26 protein-coding genes and 2 riboswitches are annotated in these 24,340 nt (G+C 43.6%); of the genes, 12 read left to right on the top strand and 14 right to left on the bottom strand.

Features of this window, described 5'->3' with window-relative positions; translation table 11 throughout:
• Positions 1-131 precede the first annotated feature (131 nt).
• The 3 genes from JOC95_RS13115 to JOC95_RS13105 all read right to left on the bottom strand — a co-directional run bounded on the left by JOC95_RS13115 (position 132) and on the right by JOC95_RS13105 (position 1,954).
• A complete protein-coding gene (locus tag JOC95_RS13115; protein ID WP_204416994.1) occupies positions 132-797 on the bottom strand; it encodes a hypothetical protein in 666 nt (221 codons plus the stop codon).
• A gap of 60 nt (positions 798-857) precedes the next feature.
• On the bottom strand, positions 858-1,277 hold the full coding sequence (locus JOC95_RS13110) for a hypothetical protein (protein WP_204416992.1): 420 nt from the start codon (positions 1,275-1,277) through the stop codon (positions 858-860).
• A 320-nt stretch (positions 1,278-1,597) separates the two neighbouring features.
• Positions 1,598-1,954 carry a hypothetical protein gene (locus tag JOC95_RS13105; protein ID WP_204416990.1) on the bottom strand — a complete coding sequence of 119 codons (357 nt, stop codon included), beginning with the start codon at positions 1,952-1,954 and terminating at the stop codon, positions 1,598-1,600.
• 176 nt (positions 1,955-2,130) lie between these two features.
• On the opposite strand from JOC95_RS13105, the gene uptA reads away from it, so the two are divergent.
• The 4 genes from uptA (at position 2,131) to JOC95_RS13085 (ending at position 5,703) form a co-directional block, all read left to right on the top strand.
• On the top strand, positions 2,131-2,715 hold the full coding sequence (gene uptA / locus JOC95_RS13100; protein ID WP_204416988.1) for an undecaprenyl phosphate transporter UptA: 585 nt from the start codon (positions 2,131-2,133) through the stop codon (positions 2,713-2,715).
• Positions 2,716-2,729: 14 nt separating this feature from the next.
• Entirely contained in the window at positions 2,730-3,509 is a 780-nt protein-coding gene (locus JOC95_RS13095) for an undecaprenyl-diphosphate phosphatase (RefSeq protein WP_204416986.1), read from the top strand.
• 89 nt (positions 3,510-3,598) lie between these two features.
• Complete coding sequence (locus JOC95_RS13090) at positions 3,599-5,284, top strand: DUF2339 domain-containing protein (RefSeq protein WP_204416984.1); 1,686 nt, start codon at positions 3,599-3,601, stop codon at positions 5,282-5,284.
• A 158-nt stretch (positions 5,285-5,442) separates the two neighbouring features.
• Complete coding sequence (locus JOC95_RS13085) at positions 5,443-5,703, top strand: hypothetical protein (protein ID WP_204416982.1); 261 nt, start codon at positions 5,443-5,445, stop codon at positions 5,701-5,703.
• Between the two features lie 44 nt (positions 5,704-5,747).
• On the opposite strand, the gene JOC95_RS13080 is transcribed toward JOC95_RS13085, so the two are convergent.
• From JOC95_RS13080 to JOC95_RS13070, 3 genes are all read right to left on the bottom strand, one after another.
• Positions 5,748-6,791, bottom strand: a complete 1,044-nt coding sequence (locus JOC95_RS13080; RefSeq protein WP_204416980.1) for a ribonucleotide-diphosphate reductase subunit beta — start codon at positions 6,789-6,791, stop codon at positions 5,748-5,750.
• A gap of 21 nt (positions 6,792-6,812) precedes the next feature.
• Complete coding sequence (locus JOC95_RS13075; protein ID WP_204416978.1) at positions 6,813-9,047, bottom strand: ribonucleoside-diphosphate reductase subunit alpha; 2,235 nt, start codon at positions 9,045-9,047, stop codon at positions 6,813-6,815.
• Between the two features lie 173 nt (positions 9,048-9,220).
• A riboswitch (cobalamin riboswitch) is annotated at positions 9,221-9,415 on the bottom strand.
• A 118-nt stretch (positions 9,416-9,533) separates the two neighbouring features.
• The gene (locus JOC95_RS13070; protein ID WP_204416976.1) at positions 9,534-10,376 is read right to left on the bottom strand and encodes an STAS domain-containing protein; all 843 of its coding nucleotides are present in this window, start codon (positions 10,374-10,376) and stop codon (positions 9,534-9,536) included.
• A 193-nt stretch (positions 10,377-10,569) separates the two neighbouring features.
• Between JOC95_RS13070 and JOC95_RS13065 the strand changes: the two genes are divergently transcribed.
• Positions 10,570-11,472: an aldo/keto reductase gene (locus tag JOC95_RS13065; protein WP_204416974.1), complete on the top strand. Its 903-nt coding sequence runs from the start codon at positions 10,570-10,572 to the stop codon at positions 11,470-11,472.
• 39 nt (positions 11,473-11,511) lie between these two features.
• Here JOC95_RS13065 and JOC95_RS13060 read toward each other — a convergent pair whose 3' ends face one another.
• Positions 11,512-11,742: a hypothetical protein gene (locus JOC95_RS13060; RefSeq protein ID WP_204416972.1), complete on the bottom strand. Its 231-nt coding sequence runs from the start codon at positions 11,740-11,742 to the stop codon at positions 11,512-11,514.
• Between the two features lie 310 nt (positions 11,743-12,052).
• Here JOC95_RS13060 and JOC95_RS13055 point away from each other — a divergent pair, with 310 nt between their 5' ends.
• A complete protein-coding gene (locus JOC95_RS13055; RefSeq protein ID WP_204416970.1) occupies positions 12,053-13,321 on the top strand; it encodes a cation:dicarboxylate symporter family transporter in 1,269 nt (422 codons plus the stop codon).
• A 62-nt stretch (positions 13,322-13,383) separates the two neighbouring features.
• On the opposite strand, the gene JOC95_RS13050 is transcribed toward JOC95_RS13055, so the two are convergent.
• Genes JOC95_RS13050 through JOC95_RS13040 form a run of 3 tightly spaced genes read right to left on the bottom strand, consistent with a single transcriptional unit; the run spans position 13,384 to position 14,634 of the window.
• On the bottom strand, positions 13,384-13,698 hold the full coding sequence (locus JOC95_RS13050) for a DMT family transporter (protein ID WP_204416968.1): 315 nt from the start codon (positions 13,696-13,698) through the stop codon (positions 13,384-13,386).
• A gap of 1 nt (position 13,699) precedes the next feature.
• The gene (locus JOC95_RS13045; RefSeq protein WP_204416965.1) at positions 13,700-14,041 is read right to left on the bottom strand and encodes an SMR family transporter; all 342 of its coding nucleotides are present in this window, start codon (positions 14,039-14,041) and stop codon (positions 13,700-13,702) included.
• The gene (locus JOC95_RS13040) at positions 14,020-14,634 is read right to left on the bottom strand and encodes a TetR/AcrR family transcriptional regulator (RefSeq protein ID WP_204416963.1); all 615 of its coding nucleotides are present in this window, start codon (positions 14,632-14,634) and stop codon (positions 14,020-14,022) included. The genes JOC95_RS13045 and JOC95_RS13040 overlap by 22 nt, the downstream gene beginning before the upstream one ends.
• Before the next feature lie 151 nt (positions 14,635-14,785).
• Between JOC95_RS13040 and JOC95_RS13035 the strand changes: the two genes are divergently transcribed.
• Together JOC95_RS13035 and JOC95_RS13030 are read left to right on the top strand one after the other, a co-directional pair.
• Positions 14,786-14,938 (top strand): hypothetical protein, encoded by a 153-nt coding sequence (locus tag JOC95_RS13035; protein WP_204416961.1) that lies wholly within the window; start codon positions 14,786-14,788, stop codon positions 14,936-14,938.
• A gap of 13 nt (positions 14,939-14,951) precedes the next feature.
• Complete coding sequence (locus JOC95_RS13030; protein ID WP_204416959.1) at positions 14,952-15,281, top strand: hypothetical protein; 330 nt, start codon at positions 14,952-14,954, stop codon at positions 15,279-15,281.
• A 60-nt stretch (positions 15,282-15,341) separates the two neighbouring features.
• Here JOC95_RS13030 and JOC95_RS13025 read toward each other — a convergent pair whose 3' ends face one another.
• From JOC95_RS13025 to ade, 3 genes are all read right to left on the bottom strand, one after another.
• A complete protein-coding gene (locus tag JOC95_RS13025) occupies positions 15,342-15,785 on the bottom strand; it encodes a hypothetical protein (RefSeq protein WP_204416957.1) in 444 nt (147 codons plus the stop codon).
• 142 nt (positions 15,786-15,927) lie between these two features.
• On the bottom strand, positions 15,928-16,440 hold the full coding sequence (locus JOC95_RS13020) for a universal stress protein (RefSeq protein ID WP_204416955.1): 513 nt from the start codon (positions 16,438-16,440) through the stop codon (positions 15,928-15,930).
• A 105-nt stretch (positions 16,441-16,545) separates the two neighbouring features.
• Entirely contained in the window at positions 16,546-18,282 is a 1,737-nt protein-coding gene (gene ade, locus JOC95_RS13015; RefSeq protein ID WP_204416953.1) for an adenine deaminase, read from the bottom strand.
• A gap of 128 nt (positions 18,283-18,410) precedes the next feature.
• Positions 18,411-18,512: riboswitch (purine riboswitch) on the bottom strand.
• A gap of 273 nt (positions 18,513-18,785) precedes the next feature.
• Here ade and JOC95_RS13010 point away from each other — a divergent pair.
• On the top strand, positions 18,786-20,822 hold the full coding sequence (locus JOC95_RS13010) for a transglycosylase domain-containing protein (protein WP_204416951.1): 2,037 nt from the start codon (positions 18,786-18,788) through the stop codon (positions 20,820-20,822).
• A gap of 67 nt (positions 20,823-20,889) precedes the next feature.
• Here JOC95_RS13010 and JOC95_RS13005 read toward each other — a convergent pair whose 3' ends face one another.
• A complete protein-coding gene (locus JOC95_RS13005; RefSeq protein ID WP_204416949.1) occupies positions 20,890-21,207 on the bottom strand; it encodes a winged helix-turn-helix transcriptional regulator in 318 nt (105 codons plus the stop codon).
• A gap of 130 nt (positions 21,208-21,337) precedes the next feature.
• Between JOC95_RS13005 and JOC95_RS13000 the strand changes: the two genes are divergently transcribed.
• The 3 genes from JOC95_RS13000 to JOC95_RS12990 all read left to right on the top strand — a co-directional run bounded on the left by JOC95_RS13000 (position 21,338) and on the right by JOC95_RS12990 (position 24,330).
• Positions 21,338-21,874: an NAD(P)H-dependent oxidoreductase gene (locus tag JOC95_RS13000; RefSeq protein WP_204416947.1), complete on the top strand. Its 537-nt coding sequence runs from the start codon at positions 21,338-21,340 to the stop codon at positions 21,872-21,874.
• Positions 21,859-22,839: a quinone oxidoreductase family protein gene (locus JOC95_RS12995; RefSeq protein ID WP_204416945.1), complete on the top strand. Its 981-nt coding sequence runs from the start codon at positions 21,859-21,861 to the stop codon at positions 22,837-22,839. Before JOC95_RS13000 ends, JOC95_RS12995 begins: the two co-directional genes overlap by 16 nt.
• 213 nt (positions 22,840-23,052) lie before the next feature.
• A complete protein-coding gene (locus JOC95_RS12990) occupies positions 23,053-24,330 on the top strand; it encodes an MFS transporter (protein ID WP_204416943.1) in 1,278 nt (425 codons plus the stop codon).
• Positions 24,331-24,340: the final 10 nt, after the last annotated feature.

Here is a 24,340-nt window from a genome sequence, read left to right as displayed (position 1 = left end):
AATTGCACGTTATCTATTATACACGATATTGATATGTCTCTTCATTACATTTTTGTAAAAACTAACATTAACAATGGCTAACCTTTAAACGTAAAGAAAAGGTTGAAAGTTCTAATAAACAAGGAGAAAAATTAAGATTCATTGATTTTCACAAGTTCGTGAATGTCCTTCAAATATTCAGCCTCTGTTTCGTGACGAATCCACCCAACCTGGGGTGCAAAAGTGGAAGTGCCTTTTCTGATGATATTCCCTTTTTGATCCTTTTCTTCAAAATCAATGACAATGGTTTGGTTGAAGGTTTTTGACGGTGTTTCCAAGGTCGAGTCAATGGACCGCATGTGATAGGAAATGGAGACACCCAAGTCTTCCAGGTTTTCAGTCCACTTTTTTCCGACCTCAAGGGGATATGCGATGATTTTAGTTTTTTGGAACTTTTTAATATCCTTGGCTGTCCATTCTTTCGGAAAATCCTCAGAAAGAACCATATATCCATAAATGCCATCCTTCAGTTCTTCATAAAAATTATTGGTTTCTGAAATATCAGTAGAATCAAGTTTTTGGACCGTCTTGACCTGTACAATCTTGCTGTCAGGCACTTGGCTGTACAATACGCGGTATTCAGTATGCTCTTTATCCTCCACATAACGCAAAAAAGTATAGTCCCCCGATACCGGCAGAAGTGGAGCCTTTTCTGCTTGTCCTTTATCTGCGGAAGGGTCTATATTCTTTGTGCTGCATCCAGCAAGTAAGGTTACACTAACACTAAGAACTAATAGGAGTAGGTGCCATTTTCTCATATATTGCTCCTCCAAAATAGATAGATAAGGCTAGTGTAACCAATTTTCTGTATTAAATTATCATTTCACCCCTAATTGTTCCAAAAATGGAATGGGATCTTCTTTAAAATAATAGAACACCGGATTCTTTTTTTCTTCGTTAAAAAGCAGCATGTAGGGACGTTCACCTTCAGGAAAAATGAAGATGACTTCCTTTATGGGATCTTGAACCAGATTATTATCAATTTTGACGACCGGATCAAATGGCACCTTTACCATGATACCTGATCTTGGTGTCGCATTTATTTTAGGAAAAAGGGATTCGACACTCCGCACGAGCCTGATCGCTTCATTCTTCTTATTATCATCAAGAGGTATGGACTTTACCACCTTGCTTTGTGCTACGTCAAATACTTCTATGAAAACAACTGTTTGAGCAAAAGTCTGTTGGCAAAAGATCAGGCACACGCTAAAAAGAAGGGGAAAAAGTTTTTTCATCATTATTCACCTCTTTTTTAGTATGCACGGTCCCAATCCTTTTATCAGTCTTCGTGCCCCAAAAATCGGTAGCCAATATATAAAATGATCAAACAGATCAAGGTGATTGCAAGAAGATCATACCCGATGCAAAAGGTTTGAATACAAAAAGAATTCATCTTTATTCCCCCAATATTCCTACTGCATTTTCACTTCTGATAAATTGTATGGATACTTTTTCACTATAAGCACTAAAACAAAAAGTAAACGCTTACAAAATTACTGAAACAAAAGGCCGAGCCGCCAAGGCAGAGAAATCAATCTGCCTTGGTGGTCGACCATTTTTATTCCCCTTTTTCCTTTTCCTCTTGTATCAGCTCTTCAAGAAGTGCTACCGCTTCTTCTTTATCATAAGTGAACATAATCATATCGTCAGTCAAATAACCTGTGTATTCGAAAATGGCATAGGCAGGAGCCTGCTCAAAGTTGTAACGGGAGTATTTTTCATTGGCTTCATCAAGCCCTACGATCACTTCGCCGTTTCTTAATATCAGATCGATATCTTCTATTTCGGACAGGGATGCATCCTCTTGCTGTTCTACCACTTCCACATAGGAATATCGCTGCTTGATTTCGGGAGGCTGGCCACATGCTGTAAGAAAAAGGAGGAACACAGAGAGAAGAAACAGCTTCTTCATCATCAGTCACCTCATTCATTTTGACAATCATAATATACGATTCGACAATTAATTCTAAAATCCTTTATCATTTCCAAAAATCTTTTGATGTTAGATAAGCTTGTTTCATTTTTATGTGATTATTAAGGACTTGCTTTCATACATATAAAGGACAACATACCAAAAAAGAGGCGTGATAAATGGAGCATTTTTTTCTATCGGTATTTGAAGTTTTTACTGGATTGGGAGTACTAGGCATCGCCCTTGGATTGATGATCGAAATCATCCCCAGTGAAATTGTACTTGGGTACGGTGGATACTTGATTTCCAAGGGGGAGGTAGGGTTTATGGGAGCAACAGTGGCAGGTGTAGTGGGGGGGACGCTGGCCCAACTCTTTCTGTACTGGGCTGGCAGCATTGGCGGAAGGCCGTTTCTCGAAAAGTATGGAAAGTTTGTTTTTATCCATCCGAAGCATCTGGATATATCAGAAAGATGGTTTCAGGAATATGGCCCCATCGTCATTTTCACGGCCCGTTTCATTCCTGTCGTAAGGCACGCCATATCCATCCCTGCCGGCATAGCAAAAATGAGGTTTGTGCCTTTTTTATTTTATACGGTAGCTGCCGTGATTCCCTGGACCATCCTATTTTTATTTCTGGGATTCCAGCTTGGGGAAAATTGGCGGGATATCAAACAGGTAGCACAGCCTTTGGTCATTCCGATCATGATACTGATCATCCTAGGTGCCATCACCTATTTTGTGTTTGATCGTAAGAGAGGATAGAGGAGGGAGCATATTTGTCAAAAATAGAGGCATTCATTCTTGGCATCATTCAAGGATTGACCGAGTTCCTGCCAATATCGAGTACGGGGCATCTGTATGTAGGCAGGAATCTTTTTGGGCTGCAGGAAGCAGGGCTTTTGCTCGATACGATGCTTCACTTTGGTACATTGATCGCGGTGTTGTACTTTTACAGGGAAGAGTTTGCAAAGATAATCCGGAATCCCTTTCATAAACTTTCCTTTCTTCTGATTGTCGGTACCATCCCGGCGGTCATCATCGGCTTGGCCTTCAAGGATTATTTTGAGGAGATTTCCAAAACTGGTGTGACAATCGGATGGGAATTCCTGATTACAGGAGCGTTTCTGTGGTTTGCGGACAGCATCAAACAGGGGGCGAAGAAGATGGAGGACATCTCTTGGAAGGATGCCCTTTTCATCGGTACTTTTCAGGCTGCAGCCATCTTTCCGGCCATATCACGATCGGGGTTGACGATTGTGGCAGGATTATTTAGGAAATTGGATCGGGAAACTGCTGCATACTTTTCCTTTCTGATATCCACACCAGCCATTGCCGGGGCTGTATTCCTGCAGACGGTCGAGGTTGCGCAAGTGGGAAAAGAGGACATTTCCTTGATGGCACTTATGATAGGGATCCTTTCCTCCTGCCTTTTTGGCTATTTTGCAGTGAAGTGGATGATCAATTATCTCAAAAAGCACTCCTTGCGCATGTTTGCTGTATACGTCTGGATATTGGGGATTGCCATCATCACCCTGCAGCATTTTAAATTATTCTAGAGGTTGACAGGCACATTTCTGATAGTAAGATGGAGTTATGGTTGTAATTACCAATTGTAATGAAGATGTCTTAATTTTGGAGTGAGCATATGGATCAGGATTCAAAGATATATGAATTGGAAGTGAAGCTCGCGGCCTTGGAAAAAGAAGTATCTCTTTTGAAGGCGAAGGTGAAGGATATTGAGGGAAGTCCAGTGGAGACTGGTTTCAGAAAAGTGCCCACCAAGCAAACTTCTCCTATCCCAATTACGGATAACAAGGCCAGGCACGAAACGGTTACCGATAGGAAGCCGATACCCGAGCCTTTTAAAACAGAACCGACGGATTGGGAAAAGGTGCTTCTGCAAACCTGGCTTCCACGATTATTCATTTTCGTCTTTATTGTCGGGATTGTATGGGGATTCAAGGCAGCATCCGATTATGGCTGGTTGAATGATGGAGTCAAAATAAGCCTTGGGTATCTTACTGCAGCAGGATTGTTGTTTATCGGTTTCAAGCAGATGCATCATAAAAGGGAAGTATTGGGGCAGGTCCTGCTTGGCGGCGGCATATCCGTGCTGATCCTTGCAACCTTTTCCATGCACAGTCTTTACGGCATGATCGGTCCGATATTGGCCTTTACCCTGCAGGTTGTATGGATCATTGTCGGCGTCTGGTTAACCATGCGCTTTTCCTCTCAGGGCTTGGCGATCATCAGTGTGGTTGGTGGCTTTCTTGTACCGTTTTTGATTGAAAGCAGCGATCCTTCCATCTACATTTTTGTCGGCTACGAAACCTTGCTGTTCCTTGTTTTTCTTTTTCTGGCCATACGGCTTCGATTTCTTTATCTGTATGTGTCATCCTTTTTGTTATTGAATGGGGCTTTACTTTTTTATTACGCATTTTCCCCGGAAGTGGAAGGAAGCTATCTGCTGTCGACTGCTGTTATTATTCAGCATGCAGTCCTCCTGTATTTCTTCCTGACAACGGATCACTTCATGAAGGTGCAGGCAGGCACGGTATTCAGTAGTGTATTTATTACGTACACATGGGTATATGGGATATTCCAGGACCTTTCCATTACCCTTTATCTCCTTTTCGGAATTGCCACTTATGCAGTATTAAGTTTCCTATGGAAGCAGCAGAAGCATAAAGTTGATCAGCTTGCGATCAACGGGTTATTGTTTTTATTCTTCTTTCTGTTCCATTTCTTTTCGGAAGAATATTTGGGGGCGTTGCTATTGCTCCAGGGTATCGGGGCATTTTATGCAGCCTTCAAATACAAGAGCTTGGCAAGCAAGGTGCTGTCCGTGTTCATTTTTCTGATCGGGACGATGATGGTCTTGGTGGATCCGATCAAGGATCCTTTATCCTTTGAGACATTCCAGTGGCTGATTCTATTGGTGACATTTGTCATTGGGATCATGGTTGTATGGCAGTTCAATCAGGCTGTGCGGAATAAAGCGTTGACAATCGGCGGTCTTTTATTCACCTTCTTCTCATTGGTGTTCGTCACTCAGCTGACGATGGCGGTGACAAGTGATCTGCCTTATGAAAACAGGACACTATGGCTGAGCTTTGCCTGGATGACCCAAGCGGTTGTAGTTATTGGAGTGGGTATATGGAAAAGGTTCAATCTTGCAAAATATATCGGAGTGGGACTATTGGTCTTGACGCTCGTAAAGCTCATTCTCTTGGATCTGCCATTCATTTCGATTCAATTCAAGGCGATACTTTTCATTGCTTTGGGGCTGATTGGATTGATAGCTTCAAGGGTGTTCTATAAGAAGAAATAAGGTGGGGGAGCCTGCAGCTGGCGAGGATGAGCCAGTTGTGGGCTTTTCTATGTTAATCAATTATCCCCCAAAAACGACATTTTACGAAAAATTCTGTTAAAATAAATATATACATATAAAAACTCATACATATTGCAACGCATCAAGGGGGAAGGTCGATGTTCAAGGATATAGGATCACGAAATAAGCCATTTGTGTTACTGCAGCTGCTTTTGTTTTTTACTGGACTGATTTTCGGTGGTATTGGTGTCTACACCGACAGCACACTGTATCTCGGCTGGATGTTCTGTCTGGTGAGTCTTGCCTTTCTCTTGAGGGGTCTTGAAGTCTGGCTCTCCCACAAAAAGCAGTATGTAGGCTACATGGTGTTGGGGGTAGTATATTTTAGTGTGTCGGTATTTTTCTATCCAGTATGGTAAACAAGAAGGCCGGCAGCTGATTAAGCTTTCGGCCTTTCTCGATTCTATAGCTCATCAAATCCGTTATCCACAACATTCACTTTTGTATACTGCCGTGATTTCTGTTCGAAGAAGTCCGATTTGCCAAGGTCGACCTCTTCGTAAGCCATGATCCATTTCAGAGGATTGGTCCGGTATCCTTCAAAGGGGCGATCAAATCCGAGCTGATTGGACCTTACATTGGCATAAAATTTAATATAGGCCTCGACTTCCTCGATATCAATTCCTTGTATCTTGTCTCCAAGAATTTGCCGTGCCCAATCGATTTCAAGCTCAGCAGCATGAACGAATGTGTCCGCGACAAAGCGTGCAAGCTCAAGGTTATTGTATTCGGGATACTCCGCGAGTACCTCTTTGAAGATTTTCACGAAAAGGTCCACATGTATCTGTTCATCGCGGTTGATGTAATTGATCATGGTACTCGATGCGACCATTTTCTGTTGTCTTGCCAGATGATAGAAAAATGCAAAACCAGAATAAAAAAACAAACCTTCCAAAATGACATCATAGACGATGGAATGCAGAAAACTCTTCACATCAGGCTTTTCTGCAAATGCAGCATAGCCATCTGTGATAAAGTCATTTCTTTTCCGGAGCGTCGGTTCAGTTCGCCAGTATTCAAAGACCTCTTCCTGTTTTGTCCGGGAAACCAAACTCGACAGCACATAGGAATAGGAATGGTTATGAATGACCTCCTGCTGGGCGAGCATGATCATCAGTGCATTCAAACTGGAATCGGTTAAATAGTCCGCCACTTTTCCTGCGTAATCCGTTTGGATGCTATCCAGCAAGGCAAGAAGGCCGATGATTTTCAGGAAAGAATCCTTTTCGTCAGGTGAAAGATCGGGAAACTGTTTGATATCCTGTGACATATTTATCTCAAAAGGGGACCAGAAGTTTGCGAGCATTTTTTTATACTTCGGATACGCCCAAGAAAAGGCGACATCGTCCCAGTTGAGTACATTCGAGCTTTTACCGTTGATTATTTTCGTCGATCGGTTCGGAGCGGTAGCATCCATCAGTGATCGTGAAGTAAGTAGACCGTTCATCGTTGTTTCCCTCCTATATCATCAGCTTGCGCAAGAATCGCATTCTTCTATTTCCTTTGAGGTGGACCTGACATAGTACGTTGTCTTCAATCCCTGCTTCCATGCATCAAGGTGCAGATCAAGAAGGGCTTTTGCTTTGATCCCATTTGTCACATACAGATTAAAGGAGATCGCCTGATCTATATGCTTCTGTCTGGCGGCATTCTGGGCAATGCTCCAGTGCTGGTCGATATGATAGGCCGATTTGTAGAACCAGGTGGTGCTTGCATTCAGATCAGGTGCAGTCACCGGGATCTTATAATCTTTTTTTTCCTCTGAATACACTTTCAGGAAAATGGGATCGATGCTTGCTGTGCTGCCTGCGATGATGGAGGTGGTCGCATTTGGTGCCACTGCCATGAGGTAACCATTTCGGATCCCGCTTAAGGCTATTTGCCCCTGTAAGGCACCCCAATCAAAAAGTTCATCTGTTTGGTACCCTCTTTTATTGAAATACTCACCCCTATGCCAATCGGAACCTTCGAATGCCGGGTATGCGCCTTTTTCCTTTGCTAAGGCTGCACTTGCCTGGATGGTATAAAAGGCGATTTCCTTATAGAGTGAGTCTGCGAACTGTACCGCCTCTTCACTTTCCCATTTGATCCCATTCAATGCCAGAAGATGATGCCAGCCGAACGTTCCCAATCCGATTGCGCGGTATTTCTCATTGGTCAGCTTCGCCTGAAGGACCGGGATGTTGTTAAGGTCGATGACATTGTCGAGCATCCGGACCTGAATGGATATCAATCTTTTTAACACTTTTGCCGGTATCGCACGCGCAAGGTTGATGGAGGAGAGGTTGCAAACGACAAAGTCTCCTGGTGTCTTCACCGTCACAATCGTCTCGTCTTTTACAAATTGCTGGTTCGTGATGGTGGCACTTTGATTCTGGGTGATCTCTGTACATAGATTGGTGCAATAGATCATCCCAAGATGTTGGTTGGAATTCATACGGTTGACCTCATCGCGGTAGAACATAAACGGACTTCCTGTTTCAAGCTGGCCGCGCATAATGCCCTTCATCACATCGATGGCAGGAACTTTTTCATGATGAAGGGATGGATGGTGCACACACTCCCAATATTTCTCACGGAAGCTCCCTGCGCCTTTGTGTTCATCAAAAAAATCCTCCAGGGAATAGCCCATTACGCTTCTCACTTCATGAGGGTCGAAAAGGTACCAGTCTCCACGGCTTTCCACCTGCTCCATAAATACATCAGGAAGGCAGACACCTGTGAATAGATCATGGGTACGCATCCGCTCATCCCCGTTATTGAGCTTGCTGTCAAGAAAGGAGAAAATATCCTTATGCCAGACGTCAAGATAAACAGAGATGGCACCCTTCCGCTGTCCGAGTTGATCGACACTCACGGCGGTATTGTTCAATTGCTTCATCCAGGGAATGACCCCGCTTGATACACCCTTGAATCCGCGAATATCACTTCCTCGACTTCTGATTTTTCCTAAATAAACGCCGATTCCGCCACCTGACTTTGATAGATTGGCAATGTCGGTGTTGCTGTCATAAATTCCTTGTAAACTGTCATCCACAGTATCGATGAAACAGCTCGATAGCTGGCCATAGCTTTTCCCTGCATTGGAGAAGGTTGGTGTCGCAACCGTCATATAAAGGTTGCTGAGTGCCCAGTATGCCTCTTTTACAAGTTCCAGCCGATTGTTTTCCTCCTTTGCCATTAGGGTCATGGCAATGATCATGAACCTTTCCTGTGGAAGCTCCCACAGAGCCTTGTTGTAGCCTCTGGACAAATAGCGGTCTGCCAGCGTCTTGAGGCCGATGTATGTAAAAAGTTTGTCATTTTCCGGTTCGAGGCACTTTTCCAACTCTTTTATTTCCTCGGTGCTATATGATTCCAGAAGGGAGCGATGAAAAATGCCAACATCCACCAAGGAGTGTAAAAGGTAATGAAAATCAGCATAGGGGATATCTGTGCCCCGCGTCTCACATGCTTCTTCGTATAATTGTTTCAGGAGGATCCGTTCGGCCACGAAGGTCCAATCAGGCTCACTTTCTGAGATATAGCCGATTGCATCCAAGGTTAGATGCTTATAGATTTCCGTGCTTTGACTATCAATCAGTTTATCTGCTTTGGTAAGGAAAGATTCCGTTTCCAGTTGAGGGAATTCATCTAATATAGCATGGATCCATGCTTTCTGATCCAACGTCTGCTTCGAATCATTGAAAGTTGAATTAATCATAGGGCATTCACTCCGTTTCACATTTGTAAATAAAAAAGATCCACCCAGGATTGAGTGGATCAAACGATAATAGAATACGGGATATCAAATACCCCGCAACAAATTATAAATGGGTATTGTGATTCATGCGCGTGCTTCTAGCACCGTTTCATCATCTCAACTCCCGAAGACTAAGAAACTTGATCGAAAAGGCAGGTCTCCTGACTCGTGCTTCTTCCTACATTGACCCTTCCCATATAAGAGCCGTTAAGCCTACTTATACAGTGGTGATTCAATTCGTCTGCACTTACAGTTGCGGGGACAGTTCCGGATTTTCACCGGATTCCCTATTAAGTCTTGTTAAAGACACCTTTTCATTAGATACTATATGTAGTTTTATTTTCGGATAAAAGAACTATATTTTGTGTTTTATGATAAATCTATCATAATCCATCTTTAAAGATATTACAATCAAAAAATAAAAAAGAGCTGCGACAAGCGCGGCTCCTATTTATTTAATTGTTGAAAATCCTGCAGGATCTGATCGATGGACCCTGTGATCTGGATATCTGTCAAACTCACTCCGGTTGAAATGAATTGCAGGCTGAGTTCCGGTCGCAATCCAGTAATGATCGGTATAATACCGATCAATTTCAGTGAACGGATCAGCAGGTCCAATGTATGGACGACTGTCTCATCCAGATTATATACGCCTGAAAAGTCGACTATCAACTTATTGATGGACAAATTCTTGCTTTTCTGCAAAGTCTCTTCAATCAGAATGCTCGCTCTAAGTTCATCGATCTCCCCAACCAAAGGAAGAACCGCAAGTCCTTCGAAAAGTGGCACGATCGGGATGGAGAGTCTGATGAAGCTTGTCCTGGTGTCCTGTATCTTCTGCTCGGTTGCAACAGAGAATGCATGGCTGAAGCCGTAGACAATGATATTGAAAATCTCATCAATGTGGATGAAGATCTCGGTCAGATGATTCAGATGGATGCCTTCTTTGGCGCCTTCCTCCTGAATGAAGTTCCATAGAGCGCGCTTATAAAGAGTCATATTCGACAATGCATCCTCCAAGGAACCGCCCGCTTGAACAGACATGATACCTACGGATTCACCCCAGTCCTTCGCGTCATCCAATACTGTATTCACCGGGTCCTGCACGTACTTCCCGATAAATCTAATAAGAGTCTGGAAGATTTCTTTTATTGCTGCCTGGTGATGCGGATCCCGGTATTCCGAAATTTCAGGATAGGCAAGCCTTATTTCATTAAATATTCTTTCTGAAAGTTCGATCTCTGATTCTAGCATTCTCTTTCCGATCTTATGGTGTACAGCTGTAGGCATGGCAGTATCCTCACTTTATGTCAATTTTTATCTATCTTTTATTCTAATCAATAGTAGAACAGAAGTATATCTTTACATACTTCATATAGTAAAAAAGTTTCGTTTTTTAATGTAATCCTTCTATTAATTAAATTGGTAAATTCTACGGCAACCTAGTATAATCCAATTTGAAGGAAAAAAGGAGTGGTTAGAATTGGAAAAGATACACTTGTCTAATGAAGTATCCATTTCTAGGATTGTCCATGGGATGTGGAGATTGCAAGAATGGAATTATACGAACGAGCAAACACTCTCTTTTATGGAGCAGTGTCTGGAAATGGGCGTGACGACATTCGATCATGCCGATATTTATGGGAATTATATGGTGGAAGAAAAATTTGGTGAAGCATTGGCGCTCAAGCCTTCCCTGAGGGATGAGATGGAGCTGGTGACCAAGTGCGGCATCAAGCTCATTTCAGCCAATAGGCCGGATCATAAAATAAAATACTATGATACAAGCAAAGAGCATATCATCCAGTCGGTTGAAAGGTCTTTAAAGAACTTCCAAACGGACTATCTGGATTTACTGCTCATCCATAGACCGGATCCTTTCATGAACCCGGCGGAGGTAGCAGAAGCCTTCACTGCGCTAAAAGAGTCAGGGAAAGTGAAAAGCTTTGGTGTATCGAATTTCAAACCGGCAGCCTACCAGCTTCTAAATTCTTATTTGGATTTTCCATTGGTGACCAATCAGATTGAAATCTCTGCCACACATCTTGAGCATTTCGAGGCAGGTACCATCGAGCTGTGCCAGCAGGAAAGAGTATCCCCGATGGCATGGTCTCCACTAGGAGGCGGCTCGATTTTCACAAGCCAGGAAGCTGGTGTGGTAAGGGTAAGAAAAGTGCTTGAACAGGTCAAAGAGGAGATCGGGGCTGAATCGATCGATCAGGTATTATACTCATGGCTGTTGGTTCATCCTGCAAAAATAATCCCGATAGTCGGTTCCGGGAAAATTGAGCGTGTCAGAGCGGCTGTAGAGGCGACAGGGCTATCACTGTCAAGGCAACAATGGTTTGAGATCTATGAAGCGTACAGAGGGCGAGAAGTGGATTAATATAAAAAAGCAGGCATCATGCCTGCTTTTTTATATGGCTTAAAACTTCAGCTGGTTGTTTCTTTTGTTCATGAATTTCTTGAATATGTCGGAGAATAGCATAAGTCCGATAAAGCCAAAAATTAAGTATGACAGGTTGAAGTACAGGGCAGGATCAATCCGGACGTGATCTGCTTCAGCTGCTACCTTGATGATCTGATAGGAATCGATGGCCACTTTTGCAGCAATAAGGACAAAAATTGCAACCATAACTCTCCAAAGTAATTTCAACGAAAACCCCTCCATCTTTCTGCATGAAAATTTTTCTATTTGTGAATGCTATAAAAGTTTAATTAATGGGTAAATAAAAGTAGAAAATCGTTGTTAACTATATCAAAAATCCGCGGATAAGACAACCCGACTTTCGTACCTGATATCTGTAATATAACACATGGCGCATAAGTTAATCTATCATAATGCACTTTACAGATTATTATATTAGACGTAGAATGAAAAAAGTCGCCTTTTGTGAATTACATACATCCACTGTAATTTTCTTCAAAAAACATTATATTACTATTGCAAAAGGGAGGAACATCATGTGAAAAAGAAAAAAAAATTATCTCTTACGAAAAAAATATTAATCGGACTTATCATAGGTATTTTAGTTGGTCTGGCAATCAATCTCTATGCCCCAAACCTATTCGAACCATTTGATAAATTCCTTTTTCAGCCTTTGGGTACCATTTTCCTTAATTTGATTACGATGCTGGTAGTTCCAATCGTACTTATATCCATCACGCTTGGTGTGGTTGGATTGGGTGATACAAAGAAGTTGGGATCGATCGGTCTTAAAACAATTTTATTTTTCTTGGTGACCACTTGCATTGCCATTATTATAGGACTAACATTGGCTTCTGTCATCGAACCTGGAAATGCAGGGAACTTTGAAGATATGCTGGTGGATGAGCTTGCAGAAGATCAAAAGCCAGAAAAAGCTCCTCCTGTCCAGGAAACCCTGCTGAATATCATTCCTAAAAATCCGGTAGAAGCCCTTGCGAAAGGGGAAATGCTTCAAATCATCGCGTTTGCAGTCTTTCTTGGATTCGCAATAAATGCGTTGGGAGAGAAGGCATCTGTTGTCAAGACTTTCTTTGAACAAGCGAATGATATCGTGATGTACCTTGTGCATGTTGTGATCAAAACTGCGCCATACGGAGCATTCGGCCTGATTGCTTCAGCGGTGGGCGGACTTGGGATAGATGCCATCAAGGCGATGAGTGCCTATTTTATGGTAGTGGTGCTGGCATTGCTCATACACTTTATCTTCACATACGGTAGCGCTGCATTGTTCCTTGGTAAAGTAAATCCAATAACGTTCTTTAAACGATTTGTACCTGCAATGAGTGTGGCGTTCAGTACTTCTAGCAGTAATGCCACTCTTCCTGTATCCATGGATGTAGCCCAGGAAAACCTAGGTGTGCCAAAGCGTATAAGCAGCTTTGTCCAGCCGCTTGGTGCAACGATCAATATGGACGGAACGGCAATCATGCAAGGGGTGGCAACAGTTTTCATTGCACAGGTATATGGAATAGACCTGTCGCTGACTCAATTGCTTACGGTTGTCGGACTGGCTGTAGTAGCCAGTATCGGGACCGCCGGAGTACCTGGAGTTGGATTTATACTGTTGGCAATGGTATTGCAATCTGTAAACCTTCCAGTAGAGGGAATCGCATTGATACTTGGTATTGACCGTCTTCTTGATATGACAAGAACAGCTGTTAATATAACAGGTGATGCAGTAGCTGCGTATGTAGTTGCAAAATCAGAGGACAGCAGTGTACAGATACCTGAAAAAGAAATGGATTAACACGAAAGCCACTCCGCGGAGTGGCTTTTTTGAATTTAACTGAAGCTCGTAAGTCGCTAATACTAAGAGGTCAATTTCAAGCCTACTACCCCGATGATGATCATCGAAAGCAGGAGCATACGGATGATGCTTTTGGATTCCTTAAAGAGAAGCATTCCGAGAAGAACGCTTCCCGCCGAACCGATTCCTGTCCAAATTGCATAGGCCGTACCCATCGGTATTTCCTTCAGGGAAAGCGAAAGAAAGTAAAAACTCATCATTCCGATCACAATAAAGAGGACAGAAGGGAGAAGACGTTTGAAACCTTCAGCCTTTTTAAGCGAAATAACTGCCCCGACCTCACAAAATCCTGCTATAGTCAAATAAATCCAAGCCATATCATCCTTCCTCCCCTTGAACTTCTGCTGGAGTCGTCAGTTTCAATCCGATGATTCCTGCAAGCATCAGCACTATGAAAAAAAGCTTGGAAGCACCGGCAGACTCTTCAAAGAAAAGGATCCCGACAATTGCCGTCCCTGCCGCCCCAAAACCTGTAAAAATAGCATAGGCTGTCCCTATCGGCAAAAACTTCAAAGATTTGGAGAAAAAGAAAAAGCTTACCGCCAGGGTCGCAATTGTGACGATGCTCGGTACAAGTTCTGTAAATCCATCCGAAAATCGCAGTCCAATCACCCAGACAATCTCTAATAATCCCGCTATTAAGATGAAGACCCAGTGCATGATATTCCTCCTTGATGTATTCCCTTCCAGTAATGATCAAAGGCATGGGAAACTTTTGCTTCATAATCTTCAGGCTCGTAAAAAAATCTTTGCACGAAAAGCCCGTCTATTAAACAATAGAAAGCATCAATCAACGGAAGTATAGGCTGTTCGCCTATTTGCTCCGTACTGATAGCCTCTGTGAAGATCCGATTGAGGATCTCGGTTGTATGTGTTTCACTCTTTACGAATTGCTCATGTGTCAACGCTTGGAATTGTTCCTCTGGGAATAGCATGGAACGTTTATAGAGCAGACCAAACTCCTCATCCTTCCAAAAATCAACCATGCTTATGACCATCCCAAGCAATTGCTCTTTGGTTGATTGTTGCTTTGAATTTTGATGGGTAAGGGTGATTTTTTTCGTGAACACATCGACCAATTCTATGATGATGCTTTTATAAAGTTCATCCTTATTTTTGAAATGCGCATAAAGAGATGGCTTTTTAATCCCAACCATATTGGCGACATCATTAAGTGAGGTACCATAGTATCCTCTTTGGGCAAAAAGCTGCAGGGCACTTTTCTTTATTTTATCGTAAGTGGAAGTGGGCATGATAATCTTCACCTTTCATATTCAACGCGTCTACCTACCGTTCGTTAGGTTACGGGTTAATCATACTATCCTATGACCAAAAAAGCAATCATCATGTTTCATTTTTTTACTTTGGGGTAAGTAAAAAATAAGAGATGAGGGAGGAATTGATGTGAAAAGAAGATTGAAGAAGAAGCTTGAAAAAAGACAAGCTCTATTCAAGTCCCATGCCGAGCACCGTGCCATCGGGCATACGCAGCGTCTGGTCAATGCACATCAGAGAACCCAGAATAATACACATAAAGCGACAGCAAGAGAAGGATAAGGAGGGTTTTTCCTTGGGTGAAAACACATTACAGACAAAGAATCAGAGTTTAACGGAAAAGGCGAAATATGCCGAGGAAGGATCCTCCTTAAAAAAGGACGCAAAGAGCGTGAGCAGGATCAGTCGGCATATGGAGCGGGAAAAGAAGCGGAAAGAGCAGAAGGCCCTTCAGCCTGCCTATGAAGTGTTTGTGAACGACAACTCTTTCCGTGTAACAGGAGTAAATTCAGAAGAAGAAGCCATTGATAAACTTTCAAAGTGGAGCGCCTTCCACAATATGGTCAACAAGATGAAACAAAACGATGAAGAAGTAAACATCCATGCCAAGAAAATTCAAGGATGACAAAAACACGCCACATATGAATCGTGGCGTGTTTTTGCTGGTTATCCATCGATAAATTGCTTAAAAACACTGGAATGATCTGATTCTATTTGTGTCTATACCGAAATAGACCCAAGTAAAGAACCACCAACGGTAGCCGGCTACAGATCTTCTGCCGATAAAAGTGGGCCAGAACCAGAAGCCTTCCCCGTTATTCAGTCTAACCCAGGTATAACGACGTAGGCATCCCCACATCGCTCCAGGATCGACTGCAAGTGCTGTTGGCCCACCTGCACCATAACCCATCACTTCAGGAGGAGGGGAGGATGGAGGTGGTCCTGGAGGAGGACCACCCTGTCCCCCTCCTTGTCCTGGGGGACCGTATCCGCCCGGCCCTTGTCCTGGGGGTCCAAATCCGCCTCCTGGCCCTTGCCCTGGTGAGGGACCGAATGGCGGAGGACCTCCTTGCCCTGATCCTGGTCCGAAAATCGGAGGCAGTCCAGGTAATTGTCTATATGGATACATAGGGATATCTCCTTTCGTGTAGCATCTCTATACGGTATGCTTTAGCCTATGCTTTGGTGAAAATGTGTTGTTTTCCAGCGCACAAAAAAGCCAGACTCCTCCGATATGGAAAAGTCTGGCTTTTCGAGTTTTTCGTTGCATGTTACTTTGCAACAAGTACTGGACAGGTGGCGGAATTTGTTACCTTATCGCTGACGCTGCCGAGTATGAGTTTCTTTAAACCGCCAAGTCCCCTGCTACCGATAATGATGAGGTCGTGATTCTGTGTTTCCGCAAACTTGCAAATAGTTTTTGCAGGGTCGCCGACCATCACTTCCACCGGTGCTTCGACACGTTCGTGGGCAAGCAGTTCCCGGATTTCCCTTGCAGATTCCTCTGTCGGGTCGTAATGGACATCTTCAGAAGGACGGTTGGATGGTGCAGGCTCTTTGACATTATTGGCGTACATATTCATGTCCTGAAGTCCGAACCCGCCTATCGGCAAGGCTTCAGGCTGTCTGGAAGCAACTGGTGCACCCGTCATTCTTTCTTCAAGTACATGCAAAACCGTAATGTTTGAATCTAGCCTTCTCATCATATCGATTCCTAGCTTTACCGCCTTGACGCTTCCTTCAGACCCATCATATGCAATGAGAATATTGTTGAATGCGTGCATGTTGATCCTCTCCCTTTTTTTTCTATACGTTTGTAAATTAAGTACCCTGTACTTAGAGTTTTAAACGTAACAGGAGAGTGTAGGGAGAGGAATTTATTGTAAAGTTTACTGAATTGAAATATGACTGAATGCTGTCACATCGAATAAACCGGATGCAGTAAGTTTTATTTCGGGTATTACCGGCAGGCTGAGAAAAGAAAGGGTGACAAAAGGATTGAAATCAACCAGCATCCCCAAGCTGGTAAGTGCATGATGAAGACACTCCAAGTTGTCCAACACCTCTTCCAAGGGCTGCAAGGACATCAAGCCTGCAATTTCCAAAGAAAGTGTGGCGATTGGCTTTCGATCTTTCACGACGACCAATCCACCTCCCATATCCTCAAGTGTCCTGATTGCCTCAAGGATGTCCCCATCATTTGTTCCGACAGCTACTATATTATGAGAGTCGTGGGCCACGGTGGATGCAATAGCACCATTTTTAAGCCTCATCCCTTTTACTATCGCTATCCCGATGTCACCTGTGGCGTTATGCCTTTCCACTACAGCGAGTTTCAGCAGGTCTTTTTTTATACATGGAGTGAATTCACCGTCTTTGGTCTGTACCATTTCTTTAACATGATTGGTTACAAGGCTATTGGGGATGATTTCAATGACGCTGGCTACTTTTGACCCATCGAGGTTCAATTTCAGATCTTTGGGTGAACAAGGTTTGATATGAACCGATTTTTTAAGTTCTTCCGGTGCTGAATGAGGGACGCCGATATTGCTTTTGACCGATTCATCGGAAAGGACCGGCACAAGCTTCCCATCCTTTAAGACTTTTTGAATGGTGAGTTCCCTCAAATCCCCCACCAGGACAAGATCGGCGTGATAGCCTGGAGCGACTGCCCCTTTATGGTGAAGCGAGTAGCATTCTGCAGCATTCAAGGTAGCGATCTGAATGGCAAGCAATGGATCCATGCCCTCTTGGATGGCAAGACGGATATTGTGGTCGATACTGCCTTCCCTTACAAGATCGTCCAGGTGTTTATCATCTGTACAGAAAAGGAAGCGTCTTGCATTCCTGTCATTGACAGCAGGGAGGAGGGCCTTCAGGTCTTTTGCAACAGATCCTTCTCGGATCATGACATACATCCCGCGCCTGATCCTTTCCAGGGCCTCTTCTGCTGTAACGCATTCATGATCCGTTTTTATCTGTGCGCTGCGATAGATATTGATTCCGGTTTCCGTCAAGCCAGCCCCATGCCCATCGATCTGTTTTCTTTCACTCACAGCCTGGGTCAATTTTTCGACCATCTTTTCTTCGGTATCCCTTACTGCAGGAAAGTCCATCACTTCTGCAAGCCCCAATACTCTATCATTCTTGTAAAAAGGTGCAAGATCTCTAGCATGCAGAGTGGCACCATTCTGTTCGAATTGGGTAGCAGGGACACAGGAAGGCAGCATGAAGAAGACATCTACTAACACATCCTTCGTTGCATCTATCATGAACTGCACTCCTGCTGATCCGCTGACATTGGCAATTTCATGAGGATCCGTAATGATGGTGGTCACACCATGCTCTATTAAAGTATTGGAGAAATGAAAAGGATGAACCATAGAGGATTCCATATGGACATGTCCATCAATGAAGCCTGGACAAATATAAGCACCTTTTGCATCCAGGTAATCTATAGCTTCGTAGTCTCCAATTCCAATGATCATTCCGTTTTTAATTGCTAGATTTCCCTCGATGATTTCGAGGTTGAACACATCGATGATTTTGCCGTTTTTGATGACCAGGTCAGCGGGAGTGGATTTTGCGGAAGCTTTGATCAGATCTGTCAGTTTGGTTGAATTCATTTTCAATCTCCTCCAATAAAAAAATAAAAACTCCATGGAAATCCAGGAGTTTGACATGAGAGAAGCGGCAAAAGGCTATAGATGGTTTCCGCGCTACATAAAAAGCAGGTTTTGCCGAAAACATACATATAGTATTTGCTTCATCCCGTAGTCAAACCGTTTAAGGCAGTTTGGTAGAAACTTATGGACCATATCTCCAAGATTATACGAGTAGCACTTTACACTTATTCTTTTAGGTAATTGTTCATCATTATAGTGGTTGAAAAGAAGGGTAGTCAAGGTTAATGGAATTCGCGCAATTATTAGAATTCTAATTTTGTGATTCATCTTCTTGTAAAATGGGTAAGTAATAATGTTAAAGTAATAAAGAATACGGGCATAACAGGGTTTTGTAGTATTTCATTTTAATGGTTATAGCCCGGGATTATGTATGCTTACCCTAAAAAAAATTTGGGATGCTCCGAATTACTTTAAAGATTTTGGTTCTGAAATAGGGGGTTCTTATGGCGAAAAGAGTAGAAAGAAACAAAAAGAAGGTCAGCCTGCGAGCCTTATTTTTAATCGCTGGTTTATTTGTGCTAATCGTACTGTTAGGAATGCAATTATATATTAATACAAGGGATGTCAGTGCTTTGACCGAACCTTTGCCACAGGCTACAGTAATCTATGACCGTCATGGTGAAGTTGCGAGTAAACTGACTGCAAGCAAGATAGAGGGAGTGGCAAGTGAAGATATCCCGGATGTAATGAAACTCGCTGTCGTTGCGGTGGAAGACCGGCGTTTTTATGAACATGACGGCTTTGATTTTGTGGGAACACTTCGGGCATTTTCCTCAAATGTCAAGGCAGGGGGCGTCGTACAGGGCGGAAGTACCATCACACAGCAGCTTGCGAAGAATGTTTTTTTGACACATGAAAAAACCTTCAAACGGAAATTTGATGAGTTTTTCCTTGCCAAGAAAGTGGAAAAGGCATACTCAAAGGATCAGATTATCAGCCTTTATTTAAATCAGATCTATTTTGGGGAGGGAGCCTGGGGAATCAAGAATGCGGCCTCCGTTTATTTTGCAAAGGATCCAGCCGATTTGACGCTCGCTGAAGCGGCCACCATCGCTGGAGTAATTAAGGCACCATCGGCTTTATCACCACTTAATAATCCGGAGCGCTCCATCGAAAGAAGAAACCTGGTGCTTCACCTGATGTATGAACAAAAGTTCATCACCCTTGAAGAGCTTGAAGCCGCAAAGGCCGAGGAGTTGAAGCTAGAAACGAGAAATGTCGATCCATATGAAGGGAAATATCCAAGCTATATGGATTATATCCTAGAAGAGGCCAATAAAATGTATGGCATCAGTGAAAGTGAATTGTTGGCCGGAGGTTACAAAATCTACACTTCCCTTGAGCCAAAAGCACAGGAAGCGATGGAAAAGGTGTATGCAGATCCGGCCAACTTCCCGACGGCACCAAATGGGGAAGTGGCGCAGAGCAGCGGAATCTTAATGGATCCCAAGACAGGCGGGATTCTTGCGCTCATTGGTGGAAGGGAATACAAGTTCCGGGATTTCAACAGGGCGTCACGACTTGCCAAACAGCCTGGTTCCACTGTGAAGCCATTATTGGTTTATACTCCTGCCCTGGAAAAGGGCTACGATATGTACGATATGTTAAATGATTCTCCGATTGATATAGACGGATACAAGCCGCTCAATCATACACTTGATTACCGCGGGGAAGTATCCATGTATGACGCGGTATTGAATTCGTATAACGTTCCGGCCGTCTCACTCTTACACGAGATGGGAGTCAAAACGGGTGTTGAAGCGGCAAAGAAATTGTATCTGCCGATCACGGAAAATGACCATAACCTAGCAGCCCTTGCTCTTGGTGGATTCGATAAGGGGATCGCACCAAAACATTTGGCAGAGGCATATACGATTTTTCCGAATAAGGGTGAGATTGTCGAATCGCATGCGATAATTAAAATTGAAACAGGAGAAGGCGATGCGGTAGCCAATTTTGAAGGGGAAAAAGAACAGGTCGTTTCAAAGGAAGCGGCCGAAAAAATGACCTATATCCTTCAAAATGTCATCGAGGAAGGCAGTGGGAAGAACGCAATCATCGAAGGCAGGGAAGTGGCAGGAAAGACCGGGTCCACCCAAACAAGGGATGATAACCATAAAGCCACCTCCAATCAGTGGTTTGCCGGCTTCACGCCACAGGTGGTCGGAGCTTTCTGGATCGGATTCGATAAACCGACAGAAGAACTGTACCTTCCGATCATTTCCGGGGCAGGCAGTCCATCCGCGAAGATCTTCCAGCAGGTAGTAAGTGAAGCATTAAAGGATGAACCCGTGGAATCCTTCAATCTTCCAGCTTTCGGAAAGCCAAAACCACCAGCCAAGAAGGAAGAAGAATCCCAAAGATCTTCCGACTCCGACAATGATAACCAGGGCGAAGGAAGAAAAGAGGAAAACAAGAAAGATAAAAAAGAAAAAGACAAGAAAGATCGCGGTAAGAAGAAGGATAAAGACGACGATTAATCTATCTTGAGAAAGAATGCCCAGTCCCGATTCGGGACTGGGCATTCTTTTTTGTAATGAAAAAATGTCATTTTTCCATCGACTCAATATGACCTTTCCCCCAGCTGCACATTACATCCAGCACGCCGCTTAGAGAACGGCCCTTATCATTTAATTCATATTCCACCCGGGGAGGTACCTCGCGATAAACAATGCGGTTCACGATCCCGTCCTCTTCCAATTCCCTAAGCTGCTGGGTGAGCATTTTCTGTGTGATTTTTGGCATCAATCGTTGAAGCTCGCCCGGTCTCTTTTTACCGGATTCCAGATGGCAGAGGATGATGCATTTCCATTTCCCTCCGATCACCTCAAGGGTGGCTTCAATCGGCATATTATAATTACTCATTCTATTACCCTCACAATTCAATAGGCACTTTTTGGTGCCTATCCCACCAAAAAGTACGTACTTTCCCATATGTCTTGTTTATTGCATACTTTTTAGTATATAGAAATGGAGGAAGAAAGGAAGAGATGAAGTGCTAGTTATTTATGGAAGCCACCGCAACAATGGGAATTCAGAGCAATTGGCAAAACACATGATCAAAGAAATGAAGACAGAAGAGATATTCCTTCGTGATTTGACTATCCATCCCATATTGGATCAGCGTCATGATGAGGAAGGGTTCAAGCATCGTGGAGACGATTACTATGGAGTAGTGGAAAGGCTGCTTCAACATGATGAAGTTATCCTCGTCACCCCACTATATTGGTATGGAATGAGCGGAAGGATGAAAAATTTTGTGGACCGCTGGAGTGAGAGCCTTCGTGATGGCAAGATAGAGTTCAGGGAGTCCATGAACAGAAAGAAGTTTTATGTGGTTGTGGTGGGCGGAGACGACCCGAATCAAAAAGCACTGCCGCTCATTATGCAGTTCCGGCATATAGTAGAGTTTTTCGGAGCGAAATTGGAAGACTATATAATCGGAGAGGCGAATTCACCGGGACATATATTGGAAGATGAGCGTGCGATGAAGCGGGCTGAAATTTTGAATAGGAAATGGAGAAATATTTGATGAAAGCACTCGTATTTGATAAATTCGGCGGTCCGGATGTCCTGTATTACACGGAAGTTCCGGACCCTGTAATAGGTGACCATGAAATTTTGGTTAAGACGGAGGCGGTAGGACTGAACTTTGCTGATATCTATCGGAGAAAAGGCAACTATCATCTGGCAGGTGAACCGCCTTATATCCTTGGTTATGAAGGGGCAGGAGTGGTCTCTGAAGTGGGAGCTGCCATTACGGACATCAAGGTCGGTGACAAAATAGGCTTTGCAGATGTGCCATATGCGAATGCTGAGTTTGTGACAGTGCCTTACGAGAAAGCGATTCCCCTGCCTGATCAGATTTCATGTGAAACTGCGGCTGCCGTTTTGCTCCAGGGGCTTACGGCACATTATCTTGTGCACGACAGTTATCATATTGAAAAAGGGGACACTGTCCTTGTGCATGCAGCGGCAGGGGGAGTCGGACAGCTTTTGACCCAGATGGCAAAATTGCTTGGCGCAGAGGTGATCGGATTGACTTCCACTGCGGATAAGGCTTCCATCGCAAGGGATGCAGGAGCGGATCAGGTATATTTGTATAGTTCTGATTGGGTGGCAGAAGTGAAGAAAGCAACTAGCGGACAAGGGGTTAAGGTGGTATACGAGTCCATAGGTTCGACCTTGACATCTAGCTTTAAGGCAACAAAAATAGGAGGTACGGTAGTGTTCTTTGGAATGGCAGGAGGCGATCCGGCACCTGTCGACCCAAGGATGCTGATGGATACCTCGAAGACCCTGACAGGTGGCGACCTTTGGAATGTGCTGACTTCTCGGGATGAGCGTGTAACACGTTCGCACCAGCTGTTTACTTGGATTGCTGAGGGTCGGTTGCAAATTGCGGAGCCGACTGTTTTTTCTCTAAGTGATGGAGCAAAAGCGCACGAGCTATTGGAAAGCAGAAAAAGTACGGGAAAAATATTGTTGAAGCCTTAGTGTGAAGCCAGGCAATCCGTTGGATTGCTTGGCTTTATTCATAGGAACAAAACACTCCCTCCCACCAGCCTGTCCGCCATAAAATTAAGTCTCCATAACTACCCCTCCCTCCTCCTTGAGACCGATAGAAAATTACCCGCAAGTCCGTTACCAATGTTTACTAATAGAGTTAAAATGATGCTAGATAACAAGATGATGGTGGAGGATAGATCGATGAAAAACATGATTGAGATATTTAAAAATCGCAATTACAGCCTTTTGTTTCTGGCAGCATTTACTTCACAGATGGGGAATATAATTGGAATTGCCGCTTTTATGCTTTACCTTTTGGATAGATTTTCAGAAAAGCCGTTCTACGCGGCTATTACAGAGCTTATGTACTCCTTGCCGACACTTGCGGTATTTTTCCTGGTAGGGGTGCTTGCTGACAGGATGGACCGGCAGAAAATTGCTGCCAATAGTGACTGGATTTGTGCTTTCTTGTCACTTGGTTTGCTTGGTGCGATCTATATAGATTGGATGCCATTGATTTTTGCGCTTTTGTTCCTGCGAAGCGCGGTGTCAAAATTCTTCTATCCTGCGCAAGGAGCTATGATCCAAGGCATACTCTCAAAGGATGAATATACAGTGGCAGCCGGTTTGAACCAGATGACCAGCAGTTTGTTCATGCTTTTCGGAAATGCGCTTGGTATTTTCATCTATTGGACTATCGGGCTTGAAGGGGCAATCATAGTCGATTTTGCCACCTATATCATCAGTGCACTTTTAATCAGGGCGTGTGTCCTATCTGAGGCAGTGCGGCTTCCAAATGGAACTCACAGGTGGAAGGAAATCAACATCAAATTTGTTGCAAAGGATTTTAAGGATGGACTGCTTTATATCCTGAAAAGCCCGCTGCTCGTCTATCTTATCATTGGATTCTTTGTATTCGGCATCGTCAACGGCGGAATGTCAGTGATGCCTGCCTATATCCTGAAATATAAATTGGCGCCGGACAATTATGAAGAAATCATGGTTCTTGTAGGAATTGTTTTTGGTATCTCGGTACTTCTGGGCAGTATCATCGCTTCCATTCTTGCAAAAAAACTGAAGCTCTATCAAATGGTCATCATTGGCGTAGGGGTGTCCGGAGCTTTTGTCATAGCTTCAGGGTATAGCACATCTGTATTCTACTATTTGGCTTTCAGTTCACTGGTTGGGTTGAGTCTGCCATTTGTGAACATAGGAATCGGCGGCTGGCTTCCAAGAATCGTAGATCCGAAAATGATGGGTCGCGTGCAGGGCTGGATTACACCAGTGATGATGCTATCGCAGTCGATTACCCTCGGCGTTATCGCGATGACTTTCCAAAAGATTGTCACTGTCGAAGGGATCTATGTGTTAGTCGGGGGTTGTCTGCTTTTTGTTTCATTCTTCTATATGGCCACCCTTCCAAAACATTCAGAAGAGGAAGAAGCCCCGGAGGCACTTGGAAAATCCGCCTCGGTTTAAAGGAAGTGAA

The sequence above is a fragment of the Sutcliffiella tianshenii genome (assembly GCF_016908565.1).
Taxonomy (GTDB): domain Bacteria; phylum Bacillota; class Bacilli; order Bacillales; family Bacillaceae_I; genus Sutcliffiella_A; species Sutcliffiella_A tianshenii.
Note: the sequence above shows the minus strand (reverse complement) of the source record. Positions and strands in the feature narration are given on the sequence as shown.

What these genes read in the sequence shown, in the direction of transcription:
- uptA (WP_204416988.1), top strand. Translation starts at nt 2,131, where the DNA reads ATGGAGCATTTTTTTCTATCGGTATTTGAAGTTTTTACTGGATTGGGA.
- JOC95_RS13010 (WP_204416951.1), top strand. Translation starts at nt 18,786, where the DNA reads ATGGCGAAAAGAGTAGAAAGAAACAAAAAGAAGGTCAGCCTGCGAGCC.
- JOC95_RS13110 (WP_204416992.1), bottom strand. Translation starts at nt 1,277, where the DNA reads ATGATGAAAAAACTTTTTCCCCTTCTTTTTAGCGTGTGCCTGATCTTT.
- JOC95_RS13090 (WP_204416984.1), top strand. Translation starts at nt 3,599, where the DNA reads ATGGATCAGGATTCAAAGATATATGAATTGGAAGTGAAGCTCGCGGCC.
- JOC95_RS12990 (WP_204416943.1), top strand. Translation starts at nt 23,053, where the DNA reads ATGAAAAACATGATTGAGATATTTAAAAATCGCAATTACAGCCTTTTG.
- JOC95_RS13050 (WP_204416968.1), bottom strand. Translation starts at nt 13,698, where the DNA reads ATGGCTTGGATTTATTTGACTATAGCAGGATTTTGTGAGGTCGGGGCA.
- JOC95_RS13080 (WP_204416980.1), bottom strand. Translation starts at nt 6,791, where the DNA reads ATGAACGGTCTACTTACTTCACGATCACTGATGGATGCTACCGCTCCG.
- JOC95_RS13075 (WP_204416978.1), bottom strand. Translation starts at nt 9,047, where the DNA reads ATGATTAATTCAACTTTCAATGATTCGAAGCAGACGTTGGATCAGAAA.
- JOC95_RS13105 (WP_204416990.1), bottom strand. Translation starts at nt 1,954, where the DNA reads ATGATGAAGAAGCTGTTTCTTCTCTCTGTGTTCCTCCTTTTTCTTACA.
- JOC95_RS13040 (WP_204416963.1), bottom strand. Translation starts at nt 14,634, where the DNA reads ATGCCCACTTCCACTTACGATAAAATAAAGAAAAGTGCCCTGCAGCTT.
- ade (WP_204416953.1), bottom strand. Translation starts at nt 18,282, where the DNA reads ATGAATTCAACCAAACTGACAGATCTGATCAAAGCTTCCGCAAAATCC.
- JOC95_RS13115 (WP_204416994.1), bottom strand. Translation starts at nt 797, where the DNA reads ATGAGAAAATGGCACCTACTCCTATTAGTTCTTAGTGTTAGTGTAACC.
- JOC95_RS13025 (WP_204416957.1), bottom strand. Translation starts at nt 15,785, where the DNA reads ATGTATCCATATAGACAATTACCTGGACTGCCTCCGATTTTCGGACCA.
- JOC95_RS12995 (WP_204416945.1), top strand. Translation starts at nt 21,859, where the DNA reads ATGGAGAAATATTTGATGAAAGCACTCGTATTTGATAAATTCGGCGGT.
- JOC95_RS13085 (WP_204416982.1), top strand. Translation starts at nt 5,443, where the DNA reads ATGTTCAAGGATATAGGATCACGAAATAAGCCATTTGTGTTACTGCAG.
- JOC95_RS13020 (WP_204416955.1), bottom strand. Translation starts at nt 16,440, where the DNA reads ATGCACGCATTCAACAATATTCTCATTGCATATGATGGGTCTGAAGGA.
- JOC95_RS13070 (WP_204416976.1), bottom strand. Translation starts at nt 10,376, where the DNA reads ATGCCTACAGCTGTACACCATAAGATCGGAAAGAGAATGCTAGAATCA.
- JOC95_RS13045 (WP_204416965.1), bottom strand. Translation starts at nt 14,041, where the DNA reads ATGCACTGGGTCTTCATCTTAATAGCGGGATTATTAGAGATTGTCTGG.
- JOC95_RS13005 (WP_204416949.1), bottom strand. Translation starts at nt 21,207, where the DNA reads ATGAGTAATTATAATATGCCGATTGAAGCCACCCTTGAGGTGATCGGA.